General features: G+C 71.5%; 13 protein-coding genes. 8 read left to right on the top strand and 5 right to left on the bottom strand.

The window, feature by feature from the left end; genetic code table 11:
• Positions 1-81 precede the first annotated feature (81 nt).
• Positions 82-1,305 (top strand): MFS transporter, encoded by a 1,224-nt coding sequence (locus ACFZAU_RS27580; RefSeq protein ID WP_500463088.1) that lies wholly within the window; start codon positions 82-84, stop codon positions 1,303-1,305.
• A gap of 101 nt (positions 1,306-1,406) precedes the next feature.
• Here the strand turns inward: ACFZAU_RS27580 and ACFZAU_RS27575 are convergent, their stop codons facing one another.
• Positions 1,407-3,032, bottom strand: coding sequence for a M4 family metallopeptidase (locus tag ACFZAU_RS27575; protein WP_500554372.1), 1,626 nt, complete (start codon positions 3,030-3,032; stop codon positions 1,407-1,409).
• A 417-nt stretch (positions 3,033-3,449) separates the two neighbouring features.
• Between ACFZAU_RS27575 and ACFZAU_RS27570 the strand changes: the two genes are divergently transcribed.
• From ACFZAU_RS27570 to icmA, 3 genes are all read left to right on the top strand, one after another.
• Positions 3,450-3,956 (top strand): MarR family winged helix-turn-helix transcriptional regulator, encoded by a 507-nt coding sequence (locus ACFZAU_RS27570; RefSeq protein WP_089225095.1) that lies wholly within the window; start codon positions 3,450-3,452, stop codon positions 3,954-3,956.
• 59 nt (positions 3,957-4,015) lie between these two features.
• Entirely contained in the window at positions 4,016-4,351 is a 336-nt protein-coding gene (locus ACFZAU_RS27565; protein WP_500463090.1) for a DUF3817 domain-containing protein, read from the top strand.
• Positions 4,352-4,503: 152 nt separating this feature from the next.
• On the top strand, positions 4,504-6,204 hold the full coding sequence (icmA, locus tag ACFZAU_RS27560) for a coenzyme B12-dependent isobutyryl-CoA mutase large subunit (protein ID WP_500554371.1): 1,701 nt from the start codon (positions 4,504-4,506) through the stop codon (positions 6,202-6,204).
• Positions 6,205-6,336: 132 nt separating this feature from the next.
• Here icmA and ACFZAU_RS27555 read toward each other — a convergent pair whose 3' ends face one another.
• Both ACFZAU_RS27555 and ACFZAU_RS27550 read right to left on the bottom strand, forming a co-directional pair.
• Entirely contained in the window at positions 6,337-7,479 is a 1,143-nt protein-coding gene (locus tag ACFZAU_RS27555) for a DUF3103 family protein (RefSeq protein WP_500554370.1), read from the bottom strand.
• A gap of 202 nt (positions 7,480-7,681) precedes the next feature.
• Complete coding sequence (locus ACFZAU_RS27550) at positions 7,682-8,299, bottom strand: TetR/AcrR family transcriptional regulator (protein WP_500554369.1); 618 nt, start codon at positions 8,297-8,299, stop codon at positions 7,682-7,684.
• Between the two features lie 191 nt (positions 8,300-8,490).
• Between ACFZAU_RS27550 and ACFZAU_RS27545 the strand changes: the two genes are divergently transcribed.
• From ACFZAU_RS27545 to ACFZAU_RS27530, 4 genes are all read left to right on the top strand, one after another.
• Positions 8,491-9,450 carry a tetratricopeptide repeat protein gene (locus tag ACFZAU_RS27545; protein WP_500554368.1) on the top strand — a complete coding sequence of 320 codons (960 nt, stop codon included), beginning with the start codon at positions 8,491-8,493 and terminating at the stop codon, positions 9,448-9,450.
• Positions 9,451-10,068: 618 nt separating this feature from the next.
• Positions 10,069-10,692: a DUF6230 family protein gene (locus ACFZAU_RS27540; RefSeq protein WP_500554367.1), complete on the top strand. Its 624-nt coding sequence runs from the start codon at positions 10,069-10,071 to the stop codon at positions 10,690-10,692.
• Positions 10,693-10,786: 94 nt separating this feature from the next.
• Positions 10,787-11,410 carry a DUF6114 domain-containing protein gene (locus tag ACFZAU_RS27535; protein WP_499602422.1) on the top strand — a complete coding sequence of 208 codons (624 nt, stop codon included), beginning with the start codon at positions 10,787-10,789 and terminating at the stop codon, positions 11,408-11,410.
• On the top strand, positions 11,400-12,671 hold the full coding sequence (locus ACFZAU_RS27530; RefSeq protein ID WP_500554366.1) for a hydrogenase expression protein HypF: 1,272 nt from the start codon (positions 11,400-11,402) through the stop codon (positions 12,669-12,671). Before ACFZAU_RS27535 ends, ACFZAU_RS27530 begins: the two co-directional genes overlap by 11 nt.
• A 127-nt stretch (positions 12,672-12,798) precedes the next feature.
• Here the strand turns inward: ACFZAU_RS27530 and pyk are convergent, their stop codons facing one another.
• On the bottom strand, positions 12,799-14,223 hold the full coding sequence (pyk, locus tag ACFZAU_RS27525) for a pyruvate kinase (RefSeq protein WP_499602418.1): 1,425 nt from the start codon (positions 14,221-14,223) through the stop codon (positions 12,799-12,801).
• Between the two features lie 109 nt (positions 14,224-14,332).
• Positions 14,333-15,484: an acetate kinase gene (locus ACFZAU_RS27520; RefSeq protein WP_500554365.1), complete on the bottom strand. Its 1,152-nt coding sequence runs from the start codon at positions 15,482-15,484 to the stop codon at positions 14,333-14,335.
• Positions 15,485-15,495 lie beyond the last annotated feature (11 nt).

Raw genomic sequence — 15,495 nt, 5'->3', positions numbered from 1 at the left:
CCGTGCCCCCGGCTGCACCCCTGACTTTCGGCTGGAGCCGAAACACTACGGCGTGACCCCTCCGCCCGCCAGGCTGCGCCCATGACGCTGAACACCGACACCACCGCGGCCGGGCAGGCCGCCGGGCGCGGCTACCGCGCGGTCTTCGCCGTACGGGAGTTCCGGGCCGTCTTCGCGGCACACGTGCTGTCGCTCCAGGGCACCGTGGTCGCCGAGATCGCGCTGTCCGTGCTGGTGTTCCGGCTCACCGGCTCCCCGCTGCTGACCGCGCTCACCTTCGCGCTCGGTTTCGTGCCGTACGCGCTGAGCGGCACCCTGCTGGCCGGGATCGCCGACCGCTTCCCGCCGCGCCGGGTGCTCGTCGTCTGCGACCTGCTGTGCGCGGTGTGCGCCGCCGGGATGGTGCTGCCCGGAACGCCGATCGCCGTCCTGCTGGGGCTGCGGTGCGTGATGGCGATGATCGCCCCGGTGTTCACCGGTACTCGGGCCGCGAGCCTGGCCGACATCCTGCCCGGCGACACCTTCGTGCTGGGCCGGTCCCTGATCCGCATGGTGGCCCAGGGCGCGCAGATCGTGGGCTTCGGCATCGGCGGGTTCCTGCTGGTCGTCCTCCCGCCCCGGGCCGCGCTGGCGATCACCGTGGCGGCCTTCCTGGGCTCTGCCCTGCTGCTGCGCCTCGGTACGGCGCGGCGCCCGGCACGCGGCGTCGACGCGGCGCGCTCCGCCGGCGGCAGCGGCCGCCTGATGCGGGACCCCCGGGTGCGGGCGCTGCTGCTGCTCTGCTGGGTGCAGCCGTTCTTCGTGGTGTTCCCCGAGGCGCTGGCCGCCCCGTACACCGACTCCATCGGCGCCGGCACGCCGGGTCTCGGCCTCTTCATGGCGGCGATGCCCGTCGGCACCGTCCTCGGCGAGCTCCTCGCGGGCGCCTTCCTGCGCCCGGCGGCCCGCGCCCGCATCACCGTCCCCCTTGCCGCGTGCTCCCTCCTGCCGTACGCCCTCTTCGCCTTCCGCCCCTCCCTGCCGCTGGCCGTCGCCGCGATGTTCACCACGGGCCTGACGGCCGCGTACACCCTCGGGCTCGACCAGTGGTTCGTGGCGGCGGTGCCGGAGGCGTTGCGGGGGCGGGCGATGACGTTGCAGTCGGCGGGGCTGATGACGATCCAGGGTCTGGGGATGGCGGTGGCGGGTGCGTCGGCGGAGTTCGTGCGGCCGCACGTGGTGACGGCGTCGGCGGCGGGGGTGGGTTCGGTGTGCGTGCTGGTGGTGCTGGCGCGGGTGCGGGGGACCGCCGCCGGCGGGAAGTGAGGGGCCGGGGGTGAACGCGTGCTCGTGGTGCCGCGGACCGTATGGGGCGGTCCGCGGCACCACGAGTGATGGGGGTGCCGGTCGGGTCAACCGGTCCTGGGTCAGCTGACGTTGACCCCGGTCCATGCGGCGGCGACCGCGTTGTACTCGGCGGAGCCGCTGCCGTACAGGTCCTTGGCCGCGCTGAGGGTCGCGGTGCGGGCCTTGGCGTAGTTGGTGGACGAGGTGAAGTACACCGTCAGCGCGCGGTACCAGATCGCCGCGGCCTTGGCGCGGCCGATGCCGGTGACGGTGGAGCCGTTCTTCGTCGGGCTGTTGTAGCTGACGCCGTTGATGGTCTTGGCGCCGCTGCCCTCGGAGAGCAGGTAGAAGAAGTGGTTGGCGACGCCCGAGGAGTAGTGGACGTCGAGGTTCTTCACCGAGGACGACCAGTAGTCGGCGGAGGCGCCGTCCTTGGACGGCTTGTCCATGTACCGCAGCGGGCTGCCGTCACCGTTGATGTCGATCTTCTCGCCGATGAGGTAGTCGGGCGTGTCCGAGCGCAGGTTCTCGTAGAACTCCACCATGGTGCCGAAGATGTCGGAGGTGGCCTCGTTGAGGCCGCCGGACTCCCCGGCGTAGGTCAGTCCGGCCGTGGCACTGGTGACGCCGTGGGATATCTCGTGGCCCGCGACGTCGAGGGCGGTCAGCGGGTGCGTGTTGCCCGAGCCGTCGCCGTAGGTCATGCAGAAGCAACTGTCGTCCCAGAAGGCGTTGACGTAGTTGCTGCCGTAGTGGGCGCGCGACAGGGAGCCCTTGCCGTCGTTGCGGATGCCGGAGCGGCTGAAGGTGTTCTTGTAGAAGTCCCAGGTCGCCGCCGCGCCGAACTGGGCGTCCACGCCGGCCGACTGGCGGTTGGTGGCGGAGCCGTTGCCCCAGACGTCGTCGGTGTCGGAGAAGGTGGTCCCGGTGCCGCTGGTGCGGTTGTTCAGGTCCGTGGTGTAGATGCCGCCGCGGCTCGCGTCCTTGAGCGTGTAGGTGCTGCCGGACTTCGTGGTGGTCAGCGGGACCGAGCCGACGTGGACGCCGGTGCCGCTGCCGGTCTGGATGCCCTCGTAGCGCTGGATCACGGCGCCGGTGGCGGCGTCGGTGATCACGTTGAGCGCGCTCGGGGTGCCGTCGGCCTGCGTGCCGTGGACCACGGTCCGGTAGGCCAGGCGCGGCGTGCCGCTGACGGCCCAGACGACCTCCTGCGGGGCCGCGGCCTCGCCCACCGCCTTCAGCGGCTCCTCGCCCTTGACGAGGGGGGTCTTCAGCAGGCCCTTGACCGTGGACGTGGCCTTCTCCCGGGCGGCGGCGGCCGTGACGGAGGGCGTGAGCGTGGCGGGGGCGATTCTCGTGGTGACCGCGCGCGAGACGGACCGGGTGGCGCCGTTCGCGTCCTGGTGCACCACCAGGTCGCCGCCGAGCACCTCCAGGCCGGCGTAGGTGCGGTCGTAGCGCAGGTGACGGGTGCCGTCCGGGTCGACGACGGCGTCCCTGACGGTCAGTTGCCCGCGGTCGCCCAGGCCGAGGCTCCCGGCGAGGCCGGCGGCCTGGCCGCGGGCGTCGGAGAGGGCCTGCGCGTGGGAGGCGGCGATGCCCTGGGCGGTGGGGGCGCTCTGGGCGGTCGCGGTGAAGGACTGGAGACCGCCGGCGAGGAGCGCCGAGGCGGCGGCGAGGGTGCCGATTGCCAGCTTCTTGCGCAATGTGACTCCTTGGGTCCCGTCGCGTGGGGGCGACGGGCGAGGACCCCGGTCGTGTGGGGGACCGGGGCGGTGTGGGGGTAGCGCGGTGTTCCGCGCGCCAAAGAGCCTCGCACCGAACGGCGGGTTGATGACAGGTGCATTTCATGTCTTGGCCGGTTCGCACGACGGCGGCCCCCGCCCATGCGGCCATCTCCCGGCCCAAAGGGTGACAACTCCGTCCGAGGAGTAGGGGAAACCCTCCCCGGGGAGGGCGGCTTTCCGGTCACGATCCGGGTCCGGCGTGGCCGAAACACCGCGGTAATACGTGTGACGGGAACCCGGCGTACGATCACCCGCATCACGGCGCCGGTGGACGGCGCCGTCCCGCCCCGCGAGACGCCGCTGCCCAGCATGTGACCGACGGGTAGGCTCGGGCCTGTGCCCAAGCCGCTGAGCCTGCCCTTCGACCCCATCGCCCGTGCCGACGAGATCTGGACCCGGCGCTGGGGGCGCGTGCCCTCGATGGTCGCGATCACGTCGATCATGCGGGCCCAGCAGATCCTGCTCTCCCAGGTCGACTCCGTCGTCAAGCCCTACGGGCTGACCTTCGCCCGCTACGAGGCCCTGGTGCTGCTGGCCTTCAGCAAGGAGGGCGAGCTGACGATGTCCAAGATCGGCGAACGGCTCATGGTGCACCCCACCTCGGTCACCAACACCGTCGACCGCCTGGTCGCCGCCGGTTTCGTCGCGAAGCGGCCCAACCCGAACGACGGCCGCGGCACGCTCGCCTCCATCACCGCCAAGGGCCGCGAGGTGTGCGAGGCCGCCACCGAGGACCTCATGGGGATGAAGTTCGGGCTCGGCGCGTACGACGACGAGGAGTGCGCCGAGATCTTCGACCTGCTGCGCCCACTGCGGATAGCCGCTGGGGACTTCGAGGCGTGACGCGTGCCACGGCCGGGGCCGGGGGAGGCGCCGGCATCGCACCGGTTACGCTCGTCCGCATGAAGCAGAGTGTTCTGACCCGGTACCGCACGCTCGCCTACGTGACGGGTGTGCTGCTGGTGCTGCTGACCATCGGCGTGATCGCCAAGTACGTGCTGGAGGTCGACGGCGCCGCGGGCTTCACCAAGGTCGTCAGCATCGCCCACGGCTGGTTGTACGTCCTGTACCTGGTCTTCGCCTTCGACCTGGGCTCCAAGGCGAAGTGGCCGCTCGGCAAGCTGGCCTGGGTGCTGCTGGCCGGGACGATTCCCACCGCCGCGTTCTTCGTCGAGCGCAAGGTGAGCCGCGAGGTCGCCCCGCTGGTGGCCCCCGCGGGTGAACCCGTCAAGGTCTGACACCTTCCTGACCTGCGGTTTCCTCCCCTCCCTCGGTGGACGGGGGGATCCGCCGTCGACAGGTACTAGGACGTCCTAGTATTTTCGCCTTGTAGGGGTCATCCTCGTGGTACGGGGACCGGCCCGGTAGGCGAGAGAGGCGGAGACACGGCATGGACGCTGCAGCCATCGAGGAGGGGCGCAGCCGCTGGCAGGCGCGCTACGACGCCGCGCGCAAGCGCGAGGCCGACTTCAGCACGCTCTCCGGCGACCCGGTCGAGCCCGTGTACGGCCCGCCCGCGGGCGCCGACGTACCCGGCTTCGAGCGGATCGGCTGGCCCGGCGAGTACCCCTTCACCCGCGGACTGCACCCGACCGGCTACCGGGGCCGTACGTGGACGATCCGCCAGTTCGCCGGCTTCGGCAACGCCGAGCAGACCAACGAGCGCTACAAGATGATCCTCGAGGCGGGCGGCGGCGGCCTGTCGGTCGCCTTCGACATGCCGACCCTCATGGGCCGCGACTCCGACGACCCCCGCTCGCTGGGCGAGGTCGGCCACTGCGGCGTCGCCATCGACTCGGCCGCCGACATGGAGGTCCTCTTCAAGGACATCCCGCTCGGCGACGTCACCACCTCCATGACGATCTCCGGCCCCGCGGTGCCGGTCTTCTGCATGTACCTGGTGGCCGCCGAACGCCAGGGCGTCGACCCCGCGGTGCTCAACGGCACCCTGCAGACCGACATCTTCAAGGAGTACATCGCCCAGAAGGAGTGGCTCTTCGCCCCCGAGCCGCACCTGCGCCTGATCGGCGACCTGATGGAGCACTGCGCGGCGGGCATCCCGGCGTACAAGCCGCTGTCGGTCTCCGGCTACCACATCCGCGAGGCCGGCTCGACGGCCGCGCAGGAGCTCGCGTACACCCTCGCCGACGGCTTCGGCTACGTGGAGCTGGGCCTGTCCCGCGGACTGGACGTCGACACCTTCGCGCCGGGCCTGTCCTTCTTCTTCGACGCGCACCTGGACTTCTTCGAGGAGATCGCCAAGTTCCGCGCCGCGCGCCGGATCTGGGCCCGCTGGATGCGCGACGAGTACGGCGCGAAGACCGACAAGGCGCAGTGGCTGCGCTTCCACACCCAGACCGCCGGCGTCTCGCTGACCGCCCAGCAGCCGTACAACAACGTGGTCCGCACCGCCGTGGAGGCGCTGGCCGCGGTCCTCGGCGGCACCAACTCGCTGCACACCAACGCCCTGGACGAGACCCTGGCGCTGCCCAGTGCCCAGGCGGCGGAGATCGCGCTGCGCACGCAGCAGGTGCTCATGGAGGAGACCGGCGTCGCCAACGTGGCCGACCCGCTGGGCGGCGCCTGGTACGTCGAGGCGCTGACCGACCGCATCGAGGCGGACGCGGAGAAGATCTTCGACAAGATCAGGGAGCTCGGCGCCCGCGCCGTGCCGGACGGCAGGCACCCGGTCGGGCCGATCACCTCGGGCATCCTGCGCGGCATCGAGGACGGCTACTTCACCGGGCAGATCGCCGAGGCCGCCTTCGAGTACCAGCGCGCCCTGGAGAAGGGCGACAAGAAGGTCGTCGGAGTCAACTGCCACACCGGTTCCGTGACGGGCGACCTGGAGATCCTGCGGGTCAGCCACGAGGTCGAGCGCGAGCAGGTCCGCGTGCTCGCCGGCCGCAAGGGCGAGCGCGACGACGCGGCCGTCCGCAAGGCGCTGGACGCGATGCTGACCGCCGCCCGGGACGGCAGCAACATGATCGAACCGATGCTGGACGCGGTGCGCGCCGAGGCCACCCTCGGCGAGATCTGCGGCGCCCTGCGCGACGAGTGGGGCAGCTACACGGAGCCCGCCCGCTTCTGAGGCGGCACGCGGTACACGGCACGCCGCACGCGACGAAGGACGACGCGGGCCCGGCGGGAACACGCGCTGTTCCCGCCGGGCCCCGCTCCCGTGCCCGCCGCCCCCGGAGCCCGGGAGCGGCGGGCACACCGCTCAGAACTGCTCGACCCAGTACGGCTGCAGGGTCATCCAGCCGTTGCCGCGGGCGCCGTAGCGGGTGCCGTTGTCGCTCTGCGCCAGCGTGTACCAGGAGTCGACGTAGTCCGGGTCGTCGGTCCACCAGTCGTCCGGGATGGCGTCCAGGACCGCGTTCACCAGCGGGATGTAGGTGCCCTGGTCGGCGATGGTCAGCAGGACCCCCGCGATGGCTTTGGCCAGGTCGCGGTAGTTGGTGCTGCCGTCGTCCTCCATCATCACGGCGTCGGCGAGGTTGTACTTGTACAGCGACCAGTTGACCAGGATCTGGTTGGGGCTGTACGTCGTCCCGTCGTTGTCCAGGTACGGCATGTCGACGGGGTCGACCCGCGCGACGCCGTCCTGGCCGAAGCCCGTGACGAGGGTGTAGATCTCGGCGTCGCCCTTGACCCACGGCTCCTCGTCGTCGGAGAGCCGGACCTGGGTGATGCGCGTGGTCCAGAAGCCGGCCCCGGCCGCCGAGGCCGAGGAGGACTTCGCCGCGGACCGCGGGGCGGCGGAGGTCAGGCCCTGCCGGTCCAGCTCGCCCTGGAGCACGTCCAGGCCGGCGGCCAGCGCCTTGGAGCCGTCGATGTCGACGACGTACACCGGGTGGGTGGGAGCGGTACGGGCGTCGAGCCGGTGGGCGCGGCCCCGGCTGTCGTAGGCGGTGACGGTGCGGACGTCCTCGTCCGAACTGGCCGCGGCCACCCAGGGGGTGACGCCGGAGGCCAGCGCACCGCGCATCGAGTCGTCCCCGAGGCGCAGCCGCAGCAGGGAACCGACGTCCGCGCCGAGGCCCTTGGCGGCGGCGATCCGCCGGTCGGCGTCGGCGAGCGTGGACCGCAGCTGCGGCCCGGCGAGTTCGGTGACGGCCACTTCGTCCGAGGCGAGTGCCGCGTGGCGGACACGGGCGCGCCACGAGGCGTCGGCGAGGGAGCCGGCGATGGCGCGTGCCGCCTGGTCCTCCGCCACGGTGACGGCGGACGACGGGGTGTGGGCGCGCGAGGTGGCGGTCGCCGGGAGCGCGGTGGCGCTCTGGGCGGCCGTCAGGGCGATCAGCGAGGCGGCGACGGTGGCCATGGTGGCGACGACGCCGCGCCCGGTGTGAGGGTGTCTCACGTGGATCGATCCTCCTGGGGGCGAGCGATCAATGGACGCGCTGACAAGGTGGAACGAGGGAACGCCGAGCAACGGCCGTGCCTGGCCGCCGGGTTGTCTATGCGAGTAGATGACCCGCCGGTAAGCATGACGATGACATGCCATGCGGGCAAGGGGTGTTGAGGCTTCCGTGGGGGAAGACCGGTCGAACTCCGGGCGACGGCTAGATCGTCGGGGCCGCCGCGAGGCCCCCCAGCAGGACCGTGGTGAAGCGGGCCGCCCAGTCGGCGTCCACCGGTTGGCAGCTGACGAGGGCGCGGTGCACCACGGCCCCCGCGATCACGTCGAAGATCAGGTCGACCTGAGGGGCGGGGTCGCCGTCGTCCGGCGGGATCTCCCCGCGTTCCTGCGCGCGCCGGCGGCCCTCGATGACCAGGCGCTTCTGCCGGTCGACGATCGCCTCCCGGATCCGCTGCCGCAGGGCCTCGTCGTGGGTGGCCTCGGCGACCACCGCCATGAGCGCGGTCCGGGTGGCGGGCTGTTCCAGCAGGGCGGCGAACTGCAGGACGACGCCCTCCACATCGGCCCGCAGGCTGCCGCGGTCGGGCAGTTCCAGCTCGTCGAAGAGCGCGGCGACCGCGTCCACGACCAGCTCGTTCTTGTTCGCCCAGCGCCGGTAGAGGGTGGTCTTGGCGACCCTCGCGCGGGCCGCGACGTCACCCATGGTGAGCTTGCCCCAGCCGAGCTCGACCAGGGCCTGCCGTGCGGCGTCCAGGATCGCCCGGTCGGCCTCCGCGCTGCGGGGACGTCCGGTCCTTCTGCCTGTTTCACGCGCGCACATGGCTGGGAACCCTATCCCCGTTGCGTGGGATGCGACCGTACAGTTACGCTACGGGTCGTATCGAAAGGATGGCGGCCACCGCGCGCGGACGGGGACCTCGCGCCGAGCGGTGCGTCATCGTTCCGCGCCGGAAGTGGCGCTTTCGGGGGGCGATTCCCCGGGAACCGCGACGAGGGGGGAGGATTGGTCTCATGCAGCCACGGAACATGTCCATGAGCGGCGTGGTCGACCTCGCCGCGGTGAAGGCGGCCGGAGAGGCCAAGGCGAAGGCCGAGCAGGCCCGCGCGGAAGCCGCCCGCCACGGGGGAGCGCCCGCCGCCCCCGCCCTGGTGACCGAGGTCACCGAGGCCACCTTCGAGAGCGATGTACTGCAGCGTTCCACCGAGGTCCCGGTCGTCGTCCACTTCTGGACCGACCGCGCGGACGCGAGTGTGCAGTTGCAGGAGACGCTGGAGCGGCTCGCCAGCTCCTACGCGGGCCGGGTCGTCGTCGCGAAGATCGACGTCTACGCCAACCAGCTGCTGGTGCAGCAGTTCGGCGTGCAGGGCATTCCCGCGGTGTTCGCGGTGCTGGCCGGCCAGGCCATGCCGCTCTTCCAGGGCGCCGCTCCCGAGGACCAGATCCGTGAGGTGCTGGACCAGCTGGTCGCCGTGGCCGAGCAGCGGTTCGGCATCACCGGTGTGCCGGTCGAGGAGGGCGCCGAGGTGCCGGTCGTCGAGGAGCGGCCGCCCAGCCCGCAGGAGATCGCGCTCTCGGCGGCACACGACGCCCTGGACCAGGGCGACCTCGGTGGCGCGATCCAGGCGTACCGCAACGTGCTCTCGGACGACCCGGCCAACGCCGAGGCGAAGCTGGGCCTGGCGCAGGCCGAGTTGCTGCAGCGGGTGGAGGGCGCCGACGCGCAGGCCGCCCGCAAGGCCGCGGCCGACGCCCCGGGTGACGTGGCGGCGCAGATCGCCGTGGCCGATCTCGACCTGGTCGGCGGCCATGTCGAGGATGCCTTCGGCCGCCTGGTGGACACCGTGCGCCGCACCGTGGGCGAGGACCGCGACACCGTACGGCTGCGGCTGCTGGAGCTGTTCGAGGTGATCGGCGCCGACGACCCCCGGGTGACGGCCGCCCGTGCGGCCCTCGCGCGAGTGCTGTTCTGACCTGATCACATAAGGTGGCGGTGCCTCGAAAGCCGTTTCGAGCCCGGTACAGGACCGGCCGCGCTTTACCAAATCTTGATGAAGCGCGGCCGCTGTTACTTCGGGTAAGAGAGTGACGACACTCTGTCCGGAACTATCACCCGATGGGTGATTTTCACACCCTCATCGCAACTACTCAGTGTAGCGACTATGGTCTAGACCATATCTCCTGGGTTATCGCACCGTTACCCGCTAGTAACGACGCCCCTTGTGCAGCGGCGCCGAATGGACCACGATCGGCCAAGCCCGGTCCGTCGCCGAGAAGTCGGCATCCAGCCGTCCGATCGCGAGCGGGTCCCCACCGGGCCGGACCGCCGAAGCTGTGCCAGCAGCGGACGCGGACCGGGGACAGGGGGGTCTCTGCCGTCCGGCAGGGCCTGTCCAGCAGGTTGCGCGAGAGCGTGGCCATGTGGTTGTCGCTCGGGGGTGATCGCCGATTTTCGGACAGTGTCGTCCGCTCTTTCCCGCGTGACGGCCGTCGATACGGCGCTCTCCTTCCCGAGGACGTAGCACTTCTCCCATCCCGCCGCAATCCCCACGATTCCGGCCGGAGATGTACGTCCGAGAAGGAGGAAAGTCATGGAGTCGCTCATCCGCGGCGGTACCAGATGGAAGCGGTTCGCCGTCGTCATGGTGCCCAGCATCGCGGCCACCGCGGCGATAGGCGTGGCCCTGGGTCAGGGCGCGCTCGCCGCGTCGTTCAGCGTTTCCGGCCAGCAGTTCAAGGTCAAGGCCCAGGACCTGGACGGTGACGGCTTCGTCCAGTACGGAGCCCTGGACATCCAGCACGGCGGCAAGCCGATCCCGGTCGCGGTCTCCGCGTTCGACTCGGCCACGATCACCGGACTGTGCCAGTCCGTGGTCGTGCCGACGCCGATCGGCGACGTCACGCTGAAGCTCGGCGCCGGCAACGGCGGCAAGAAGGTCGAGGCGAAGAACCTCTACATCGACCTCGACCAGCTCGACGCCGATGCGGAGTTCACCGACATCAACATCGGTGTCGCCGCTGAGGACACCCAGCAGGGCCCCGGAGTGAAGGCCGGCGACAAGATCGTCCCCGGTTCCTTCGCCCAGGAGGCCCGTAAGGCCCACCTCACCGGTGTGGAGCAGACCGCCTGGGCGACCAGCGCGGGCACCTTCAAGCTCAGCGGGCTGAGCATGTCGGTGAAGATGGGTTCCGGCCCGAAGTACGAGTGCTTCTAGCCTGACCGGAGGGGGTGGGGGGCACGGGATGCCCCTCACCTTCCTCACCCCCCGACTCTTCTCAAGAAACGCCAGTCCCAGGGAGCTGTTTTCCATGAGCGCCGAGACACACGGACTGAGGGGCCGGTTCGGCTATTGGCGGTTCCGCTTCCGCGTATGGCGCGGGCAGCGGCCGTTCTGGGCGGGCCTGCTGACGCTGCTGGCCGGACTGCCCATCGCGTACTTCCCGTACGCCCATCTCTCGCTCGGCGCGCTGAGCCTGACCATGGCCACCACGGCCGGGTCCGGTTCGCTGATCATCGGCGTGCTGCTGGTCGTGCTCGGCCTGACCATGTGGTTCCAGTCGGCGGTGCGCGTCTTCTCGGGCGTCGCGTCGATCCTGCTGTCGCTGGTGTCGCTGGTGGTCTCCAACTTCGGCGGCTTCCTGATCGGCTTCCTGCTGGGCCTCGTCGGCGGTGCCCTCGCCGTCTCCTGGGCCCCGGGAGCACCGCCCGCCGAGGGCGGCGCGGACCCGGCGGAACTGCCCGGCAGCGGCACGGGCGACGACGGCGACACCGGCTACGTGCCGCCGCCCGGCTCCCCCTACGCGGCGGCCTACGGCGAGTACCCGGCGGACCCGGACGCCGGTCCGGCCGCCGACCAGGCAGGCACCGCGCCGCAGCACCCGGTGGACGGCGCCGAGACCGTAGACGCGAACGGGAGGCACAGTGCGGGGTGATGAGGTCCAGCCCGCTTCCGGGGTCGCCGCCGGCAGCGGCACCCGTGAGAGAACGGGGCCGCGGCACGCGGCACCGAGGAAGTCGCTGCTGACCAAGCTGCAGATGCCCGCGGGCAAGGCGATAGCCCTGGCCGCGATGCCGACGGCGGTCCTGATGGGCATGGGACTGACCCCGAGGCTGGCCTCTGCCGACGAACTGCCGAGGAACCCGTTCTCGGGCACGAAGTGCGTCGAGCAGCCCGACGAGCCGTCGGAGTCCGCGACGTCCGGCGCCACCCCGTCGAGCGGCGCCACCAAGACCCCGACCCCGACCGCGACCCCGTCCGGGGACCCCTCGTCGCACGACCCCTCCACCGGTTCCGGTGACGGGGGCGGCAAGGGCGAGGAGGGCGGCGGCGGTTCCTCCGGCGGCTCGGGGACGACGGCGCCCGACCCGTCCGCCTCGCCGTCGGCGACCAAGCAGAGCGACCCGCTGGACCCGCTGGGCGTCGGCGACGCCCTCGGGGACCTGCTGGGCCTCGGCAAGAAGAGCGGGGAGGCCGCCACCGCGACCCCCACGCCGTCCACGACGCCCTCCCCGGGCGCCACGTCGGCCGCTCCCAAGCCGAGCGCCTCCACGGGCACGGTGAAGAAGAAGGCCGAGGACACCACCGAGGCGCTGAGGAAGACCGTGTCGGAGGCGGCCGACAAGCTCTCGGAGACCACCGGGAAGGCCGCGGACGCCCCGGACCCCGCCGAGAGCACCCCGGCGGTGTCCGAGGACGGCAAGACCCCGTTCCCGTGCCCGACCCACGACGCGCAGGCCCTGGCGGACGCCGCCTACCAGGAGACGCAGTCGCTGCTGCCGGACGACCCCTGGGTCCTGCGCAGCAGCCTGCTGACCCTGACCGGGCTCGACTACAAGGGCATCGTCGAGGTCAAGACCTGGAGCGGGAAGGTCAAGAAGGTCCTGAAGTTCACCGCCACCGGCGTGGACATCAAGGACCTGAAGCAGGAGGTCGTGGGGCCGAACGGCACCGTCGGGCACGTGGACGCCCGCAAGGGCAGCACCTCGACGATCCGCAACGGCACGGTGACGATGTACACCGAGTCGCTGAAGGGCAACCTCTTCGGGCTCATCCCGATCGAGTTCACCCCGGACACCCCGCCCCCGGTCAACGTGCCGGCCGCGTTCTTCACCAACGTCACGGTCGTGCAGGCCGGACAGTTCGGCGGCACGCTGAGGCTCCCCGGCATGCACGTGTACAACACCGCGGACTGAGTCCGCGAACGGCCCGGCCGCGTACGACCCCTCCGGGAACCGCGCACGACGAAACGGCGGAGGGCGCCGTCCCCGCAGGGGGAGGTGCCCTCCGCCGTTCCCGTGTTCCGGGCGGCCCGGCGGCCGGTCAGACCGCGCGGTGGCCGAGGTGGTGGACCCGCACCAGGTTGGTGGTGCCGGGGACACCGGGAGGGGAACCGGCCGTGATGATCACGGTGTCGCCCTCGGTGTAGTCGCTGAGCTTCAGCATCTCCTGGTTGACGATCTCCACCATCTCGTCGGTGGTGTTCACGTGCGGGACGACGGTGGTCTGCACGCCCCAGGTGAGTGCCAGCATGTTGCGGGTCGACTCGTCGGTCGTGTACGCCACCACCGTCTGCGGCACGCGGTAGCGGGCCAGACGGCGGGCGGTGTCGCCGGACTTGGTGAAGGCGACCAGGGTCTTGGCGTCCAGGTAGTCCGCGAGCTCGGCGGCGGCGCGGGCGACGGCGCCGCCCTGGGTGCGCGGCTTGCGGCCGTTGAGCGGCCACAGACCCTGCTTGAGGAGCTCGACCTCGGCCGCCTCGATGATCCGCGACATGGTCTTCACGGTCTCGATCGGGTACTTGCCGACGCTGGACTCGGCGGACAGCATGACCGCGTCCGTGCCGTCCAGGATCGCGTTGGCGACGTCGGAGGCCTCGGCGCGGGTCGGACGGGAGTTGGTGATCATCGACTCCATCATCTGGGTCGCGACGATCACCGGCTTGGCGTTGCGGCGGCAGAGCTCGATCAGCCGCTTCTGCACCATCGGGACCTTCTCCAGCGGGTACTCCACCGCCAGGTCGCCACGGGCCACCATGACGCCGTCGAAGGCCGCGACGACGTCCTCCATGTTGTCGACCGCCTGCGGCTTCTCGACCTTGGCGATGACCGGCACGCGGCGGCCGACCTCGTCCATGACGCGGTGGACGTCGCGGACGTCCTTGGCGTCGCGGACGAAGGAGAGCGCCACCATGTCCACGCCCATGTGGAGGGCGAAGCGCAGGTCCTCGACGTCCTTCTCGGACAGCGCGGGCACGTTGACCGCGGCGCCGGGCAGGTTGATGCCCTTGTGGTCGGAGATGACGCCGCCCTCGACGACCAGGCAGCGGACCCGCTGGCCCTCGACCTCGATCACGCGCAGCGCGACGTTGCCGTCGTTGATCAGGACGGGGTCGCCGGCGCGGACGTCGGCGGGCAGGCCCTTGTAGGTGGTGCCGCAGATGGTCCTGTCACCGGGGACGTCCTCGGTGGTGATGACGAACTCGTCACCGGCGACCAGCTCCACGGGACCGTCCGCGAAGGTCTCCAGGCGGATCTTGGGGCCCTGGAGGTCGGCGAGCACGCCGATGGCACGTCCGGTCTCCACGGAGACCTTGCGCACCCGCTGGTAGCGCTCCTCGTGCTCGGCGTGGCTGCCGTGGCTGAAGTTGAAGCGGGCCACGTTCATACCGGCCTCGGCCAGCGTCTTCAGCTGGTCGTAGGAGTCGACGGCGGGACCCAGGGTGCAGACGATTTTCGCTCGGCGCATGACGACGATCCTATCGGGTTTGTTCCGCTCCGGAATTTTCCCGTGCGGGGGAGGCATGGACGGTGCGGACGGCGGCCATAGAGTAGAGCCTCCGGGTGGCCCCAACGAGTCACCGGCCCGTCACCAGCGAGTACGTCTGCTGTGCGATCTCCAGCTCCTCGTCGGTGGGGACGACCGCGACCGCCACCCGGCTGCCGCCGGCCGACACCAGGCGGGCGGCGCTGCCGCGCACCGCGTTGCGCACCGGGTCCAGCTCGATGCCCAGGGCCTCCAGCCCGCCCATGGCGGCGGCCCGGACCGCGGCGGAGTTCTCGCCGACGCCCGCGGTGAAGGCGATCGCGTCGACCCGGCCCAGCACGGCGGTGTAGGCGCCCACGTACTTGCGCAGCCGGTGGACGTAGACGTCGAAGGCGAGCTGCGCGGCCTCGTCGCCCTCGGCCATCCGGCGGGCGATCTCCCGCATGTCGTTGTCGCCGCACAGGCCGAGCAGGCCCGAGCGCTTGTTGAGCAGCTCGTCGATCTCCGGCACCCCCATCCCCGCGACACGGGCCAGGTGGAAGACCACGGCCGGGTCCAGGTCCCCCGAACGGGTACCCATCACCAGGCCCTCCAGCGGGGTGAGCCCCATCGAGGTCTCCACGCACTCGCCCCCGCGCACGGCCGAGGCGGAGGCGCCGTTGCCCAGGTGCAGGACGATGACGTTGACCTCGGCCGGGTCCCGGCCGAGCAGCTGCGCGGTGGCTCGGGAGACGTAGGCGTGCGAGGTCCCGTGGAAGCCGTAGCGGCGCACCTGGTGGGCGTCGGCGGTCTCCCGGTCGACCGCGTAGCGGTACGCGTGCTCGGGGATCGTGGAGTGGAAGGCGGTGTCGAAGACGGCGACCTGCGGCAGGTCGGGGCGCAGTTCGCGGGCGACCCGGATGCCGGTGACGTTCGCCGGGTTGTGGAGCGGGGCGAGCGGCACGAGTTCCTCGACGGCGGCGAGCACCTCGTCGTCGACCAGCGTCGGCGCGGTGAAGCGCGTGCCGCCGTGCACCACCCGGTGGCCCACCGCGGCCAGTTCGGGGGAGTCCAGGCCGAGGCCCCGGGCGGCGAGCTCCGCCGCGACGGTCTTCAGCGCCTCGGCGTGGTCCGCGACCCCGCCCGGTTCGCCGATCCGCTCGACGATCCCGGCCGCCGGCCGGGTGCCGTCGGCCATGTCCAGCAGCTGGTACTTCAGCGACGAGGAGCCGGAGTTGAGGACGAGGACGCGGGTGGCGGGCACGGTGCCTTCCT

Source organism: Streptomyces sp. NPDC008238 (assembly GCF_042956445.1).
GTDB lineage: Bacteria > Actinomycetota > Actinomycetes > Streptomycetales > Streptomycetaceae > Actinacidiphila.
This window is presented reverse-complemented; position numbering and strand designations above follow the sequence as displayed.

Excerpts from the sequence above, each read along its gene's own strand:
- ACFZAU_RS27580 (WP_500463088.1), top strand. The coding sequence starts at position 82 with ATGACGCTGAACACCGACACCACCGCGGCCGGGCAGGCCGCCGGGCGC.
- ACFZAU_RS27550 (WP_500554369.1), bottom strand. The coding sequence starts at position 8,299 with ATGTGCGCGCGTGAAACAGGCAGAAGGACCGGACGTCCCCGCAGCGCG.
- pyk (WP_499602418.1), bottom strand. The coding sequence starts at position 14,223 with ATGCGCCGAGCGAAAATCGTCTGCACCCTGGGTCCCGCCGTCGACTCC.
- ACFZAU_RS27540 (WP_500554367.1), top strand. The coding sequence starts at position 10,069 with ATGGAGTCGCTCATCCGCGGCGGTACCAGATGGAAGCGGTTCGCCGTC.
- ACFZAU_RS27535 (WP_499602422.1), top strand. The coding sequence starts at position 10,787 with ATGAGCGCCGAGACACACGGACTGAGGGGCCGGTTCGGCTATTGGCGG.
- ACFZAU_RS27565 (WP_500463090.1), top strand. The coding sequence starts at position 4,016 with ATGAAGCAGAGTGTTCTGACCCGGTACCGCACGCTCGCCTACGTGACG.
- icmA (WP_500554371.1), top strand. The coding sequence starts at position 4,504 with ATGGACGCTGCAGCCATCGAGGAGGGGCGCAGCCGCTGGCAGGCGCGC.
- ACFZAU_RS27545 (WP_500554368.1), top strand. The coding sequence starts at position 8,491 with ATGCAGCCACGGAACATGTCCATGAGCGGCGTGGTCGACCTCGCCGCG.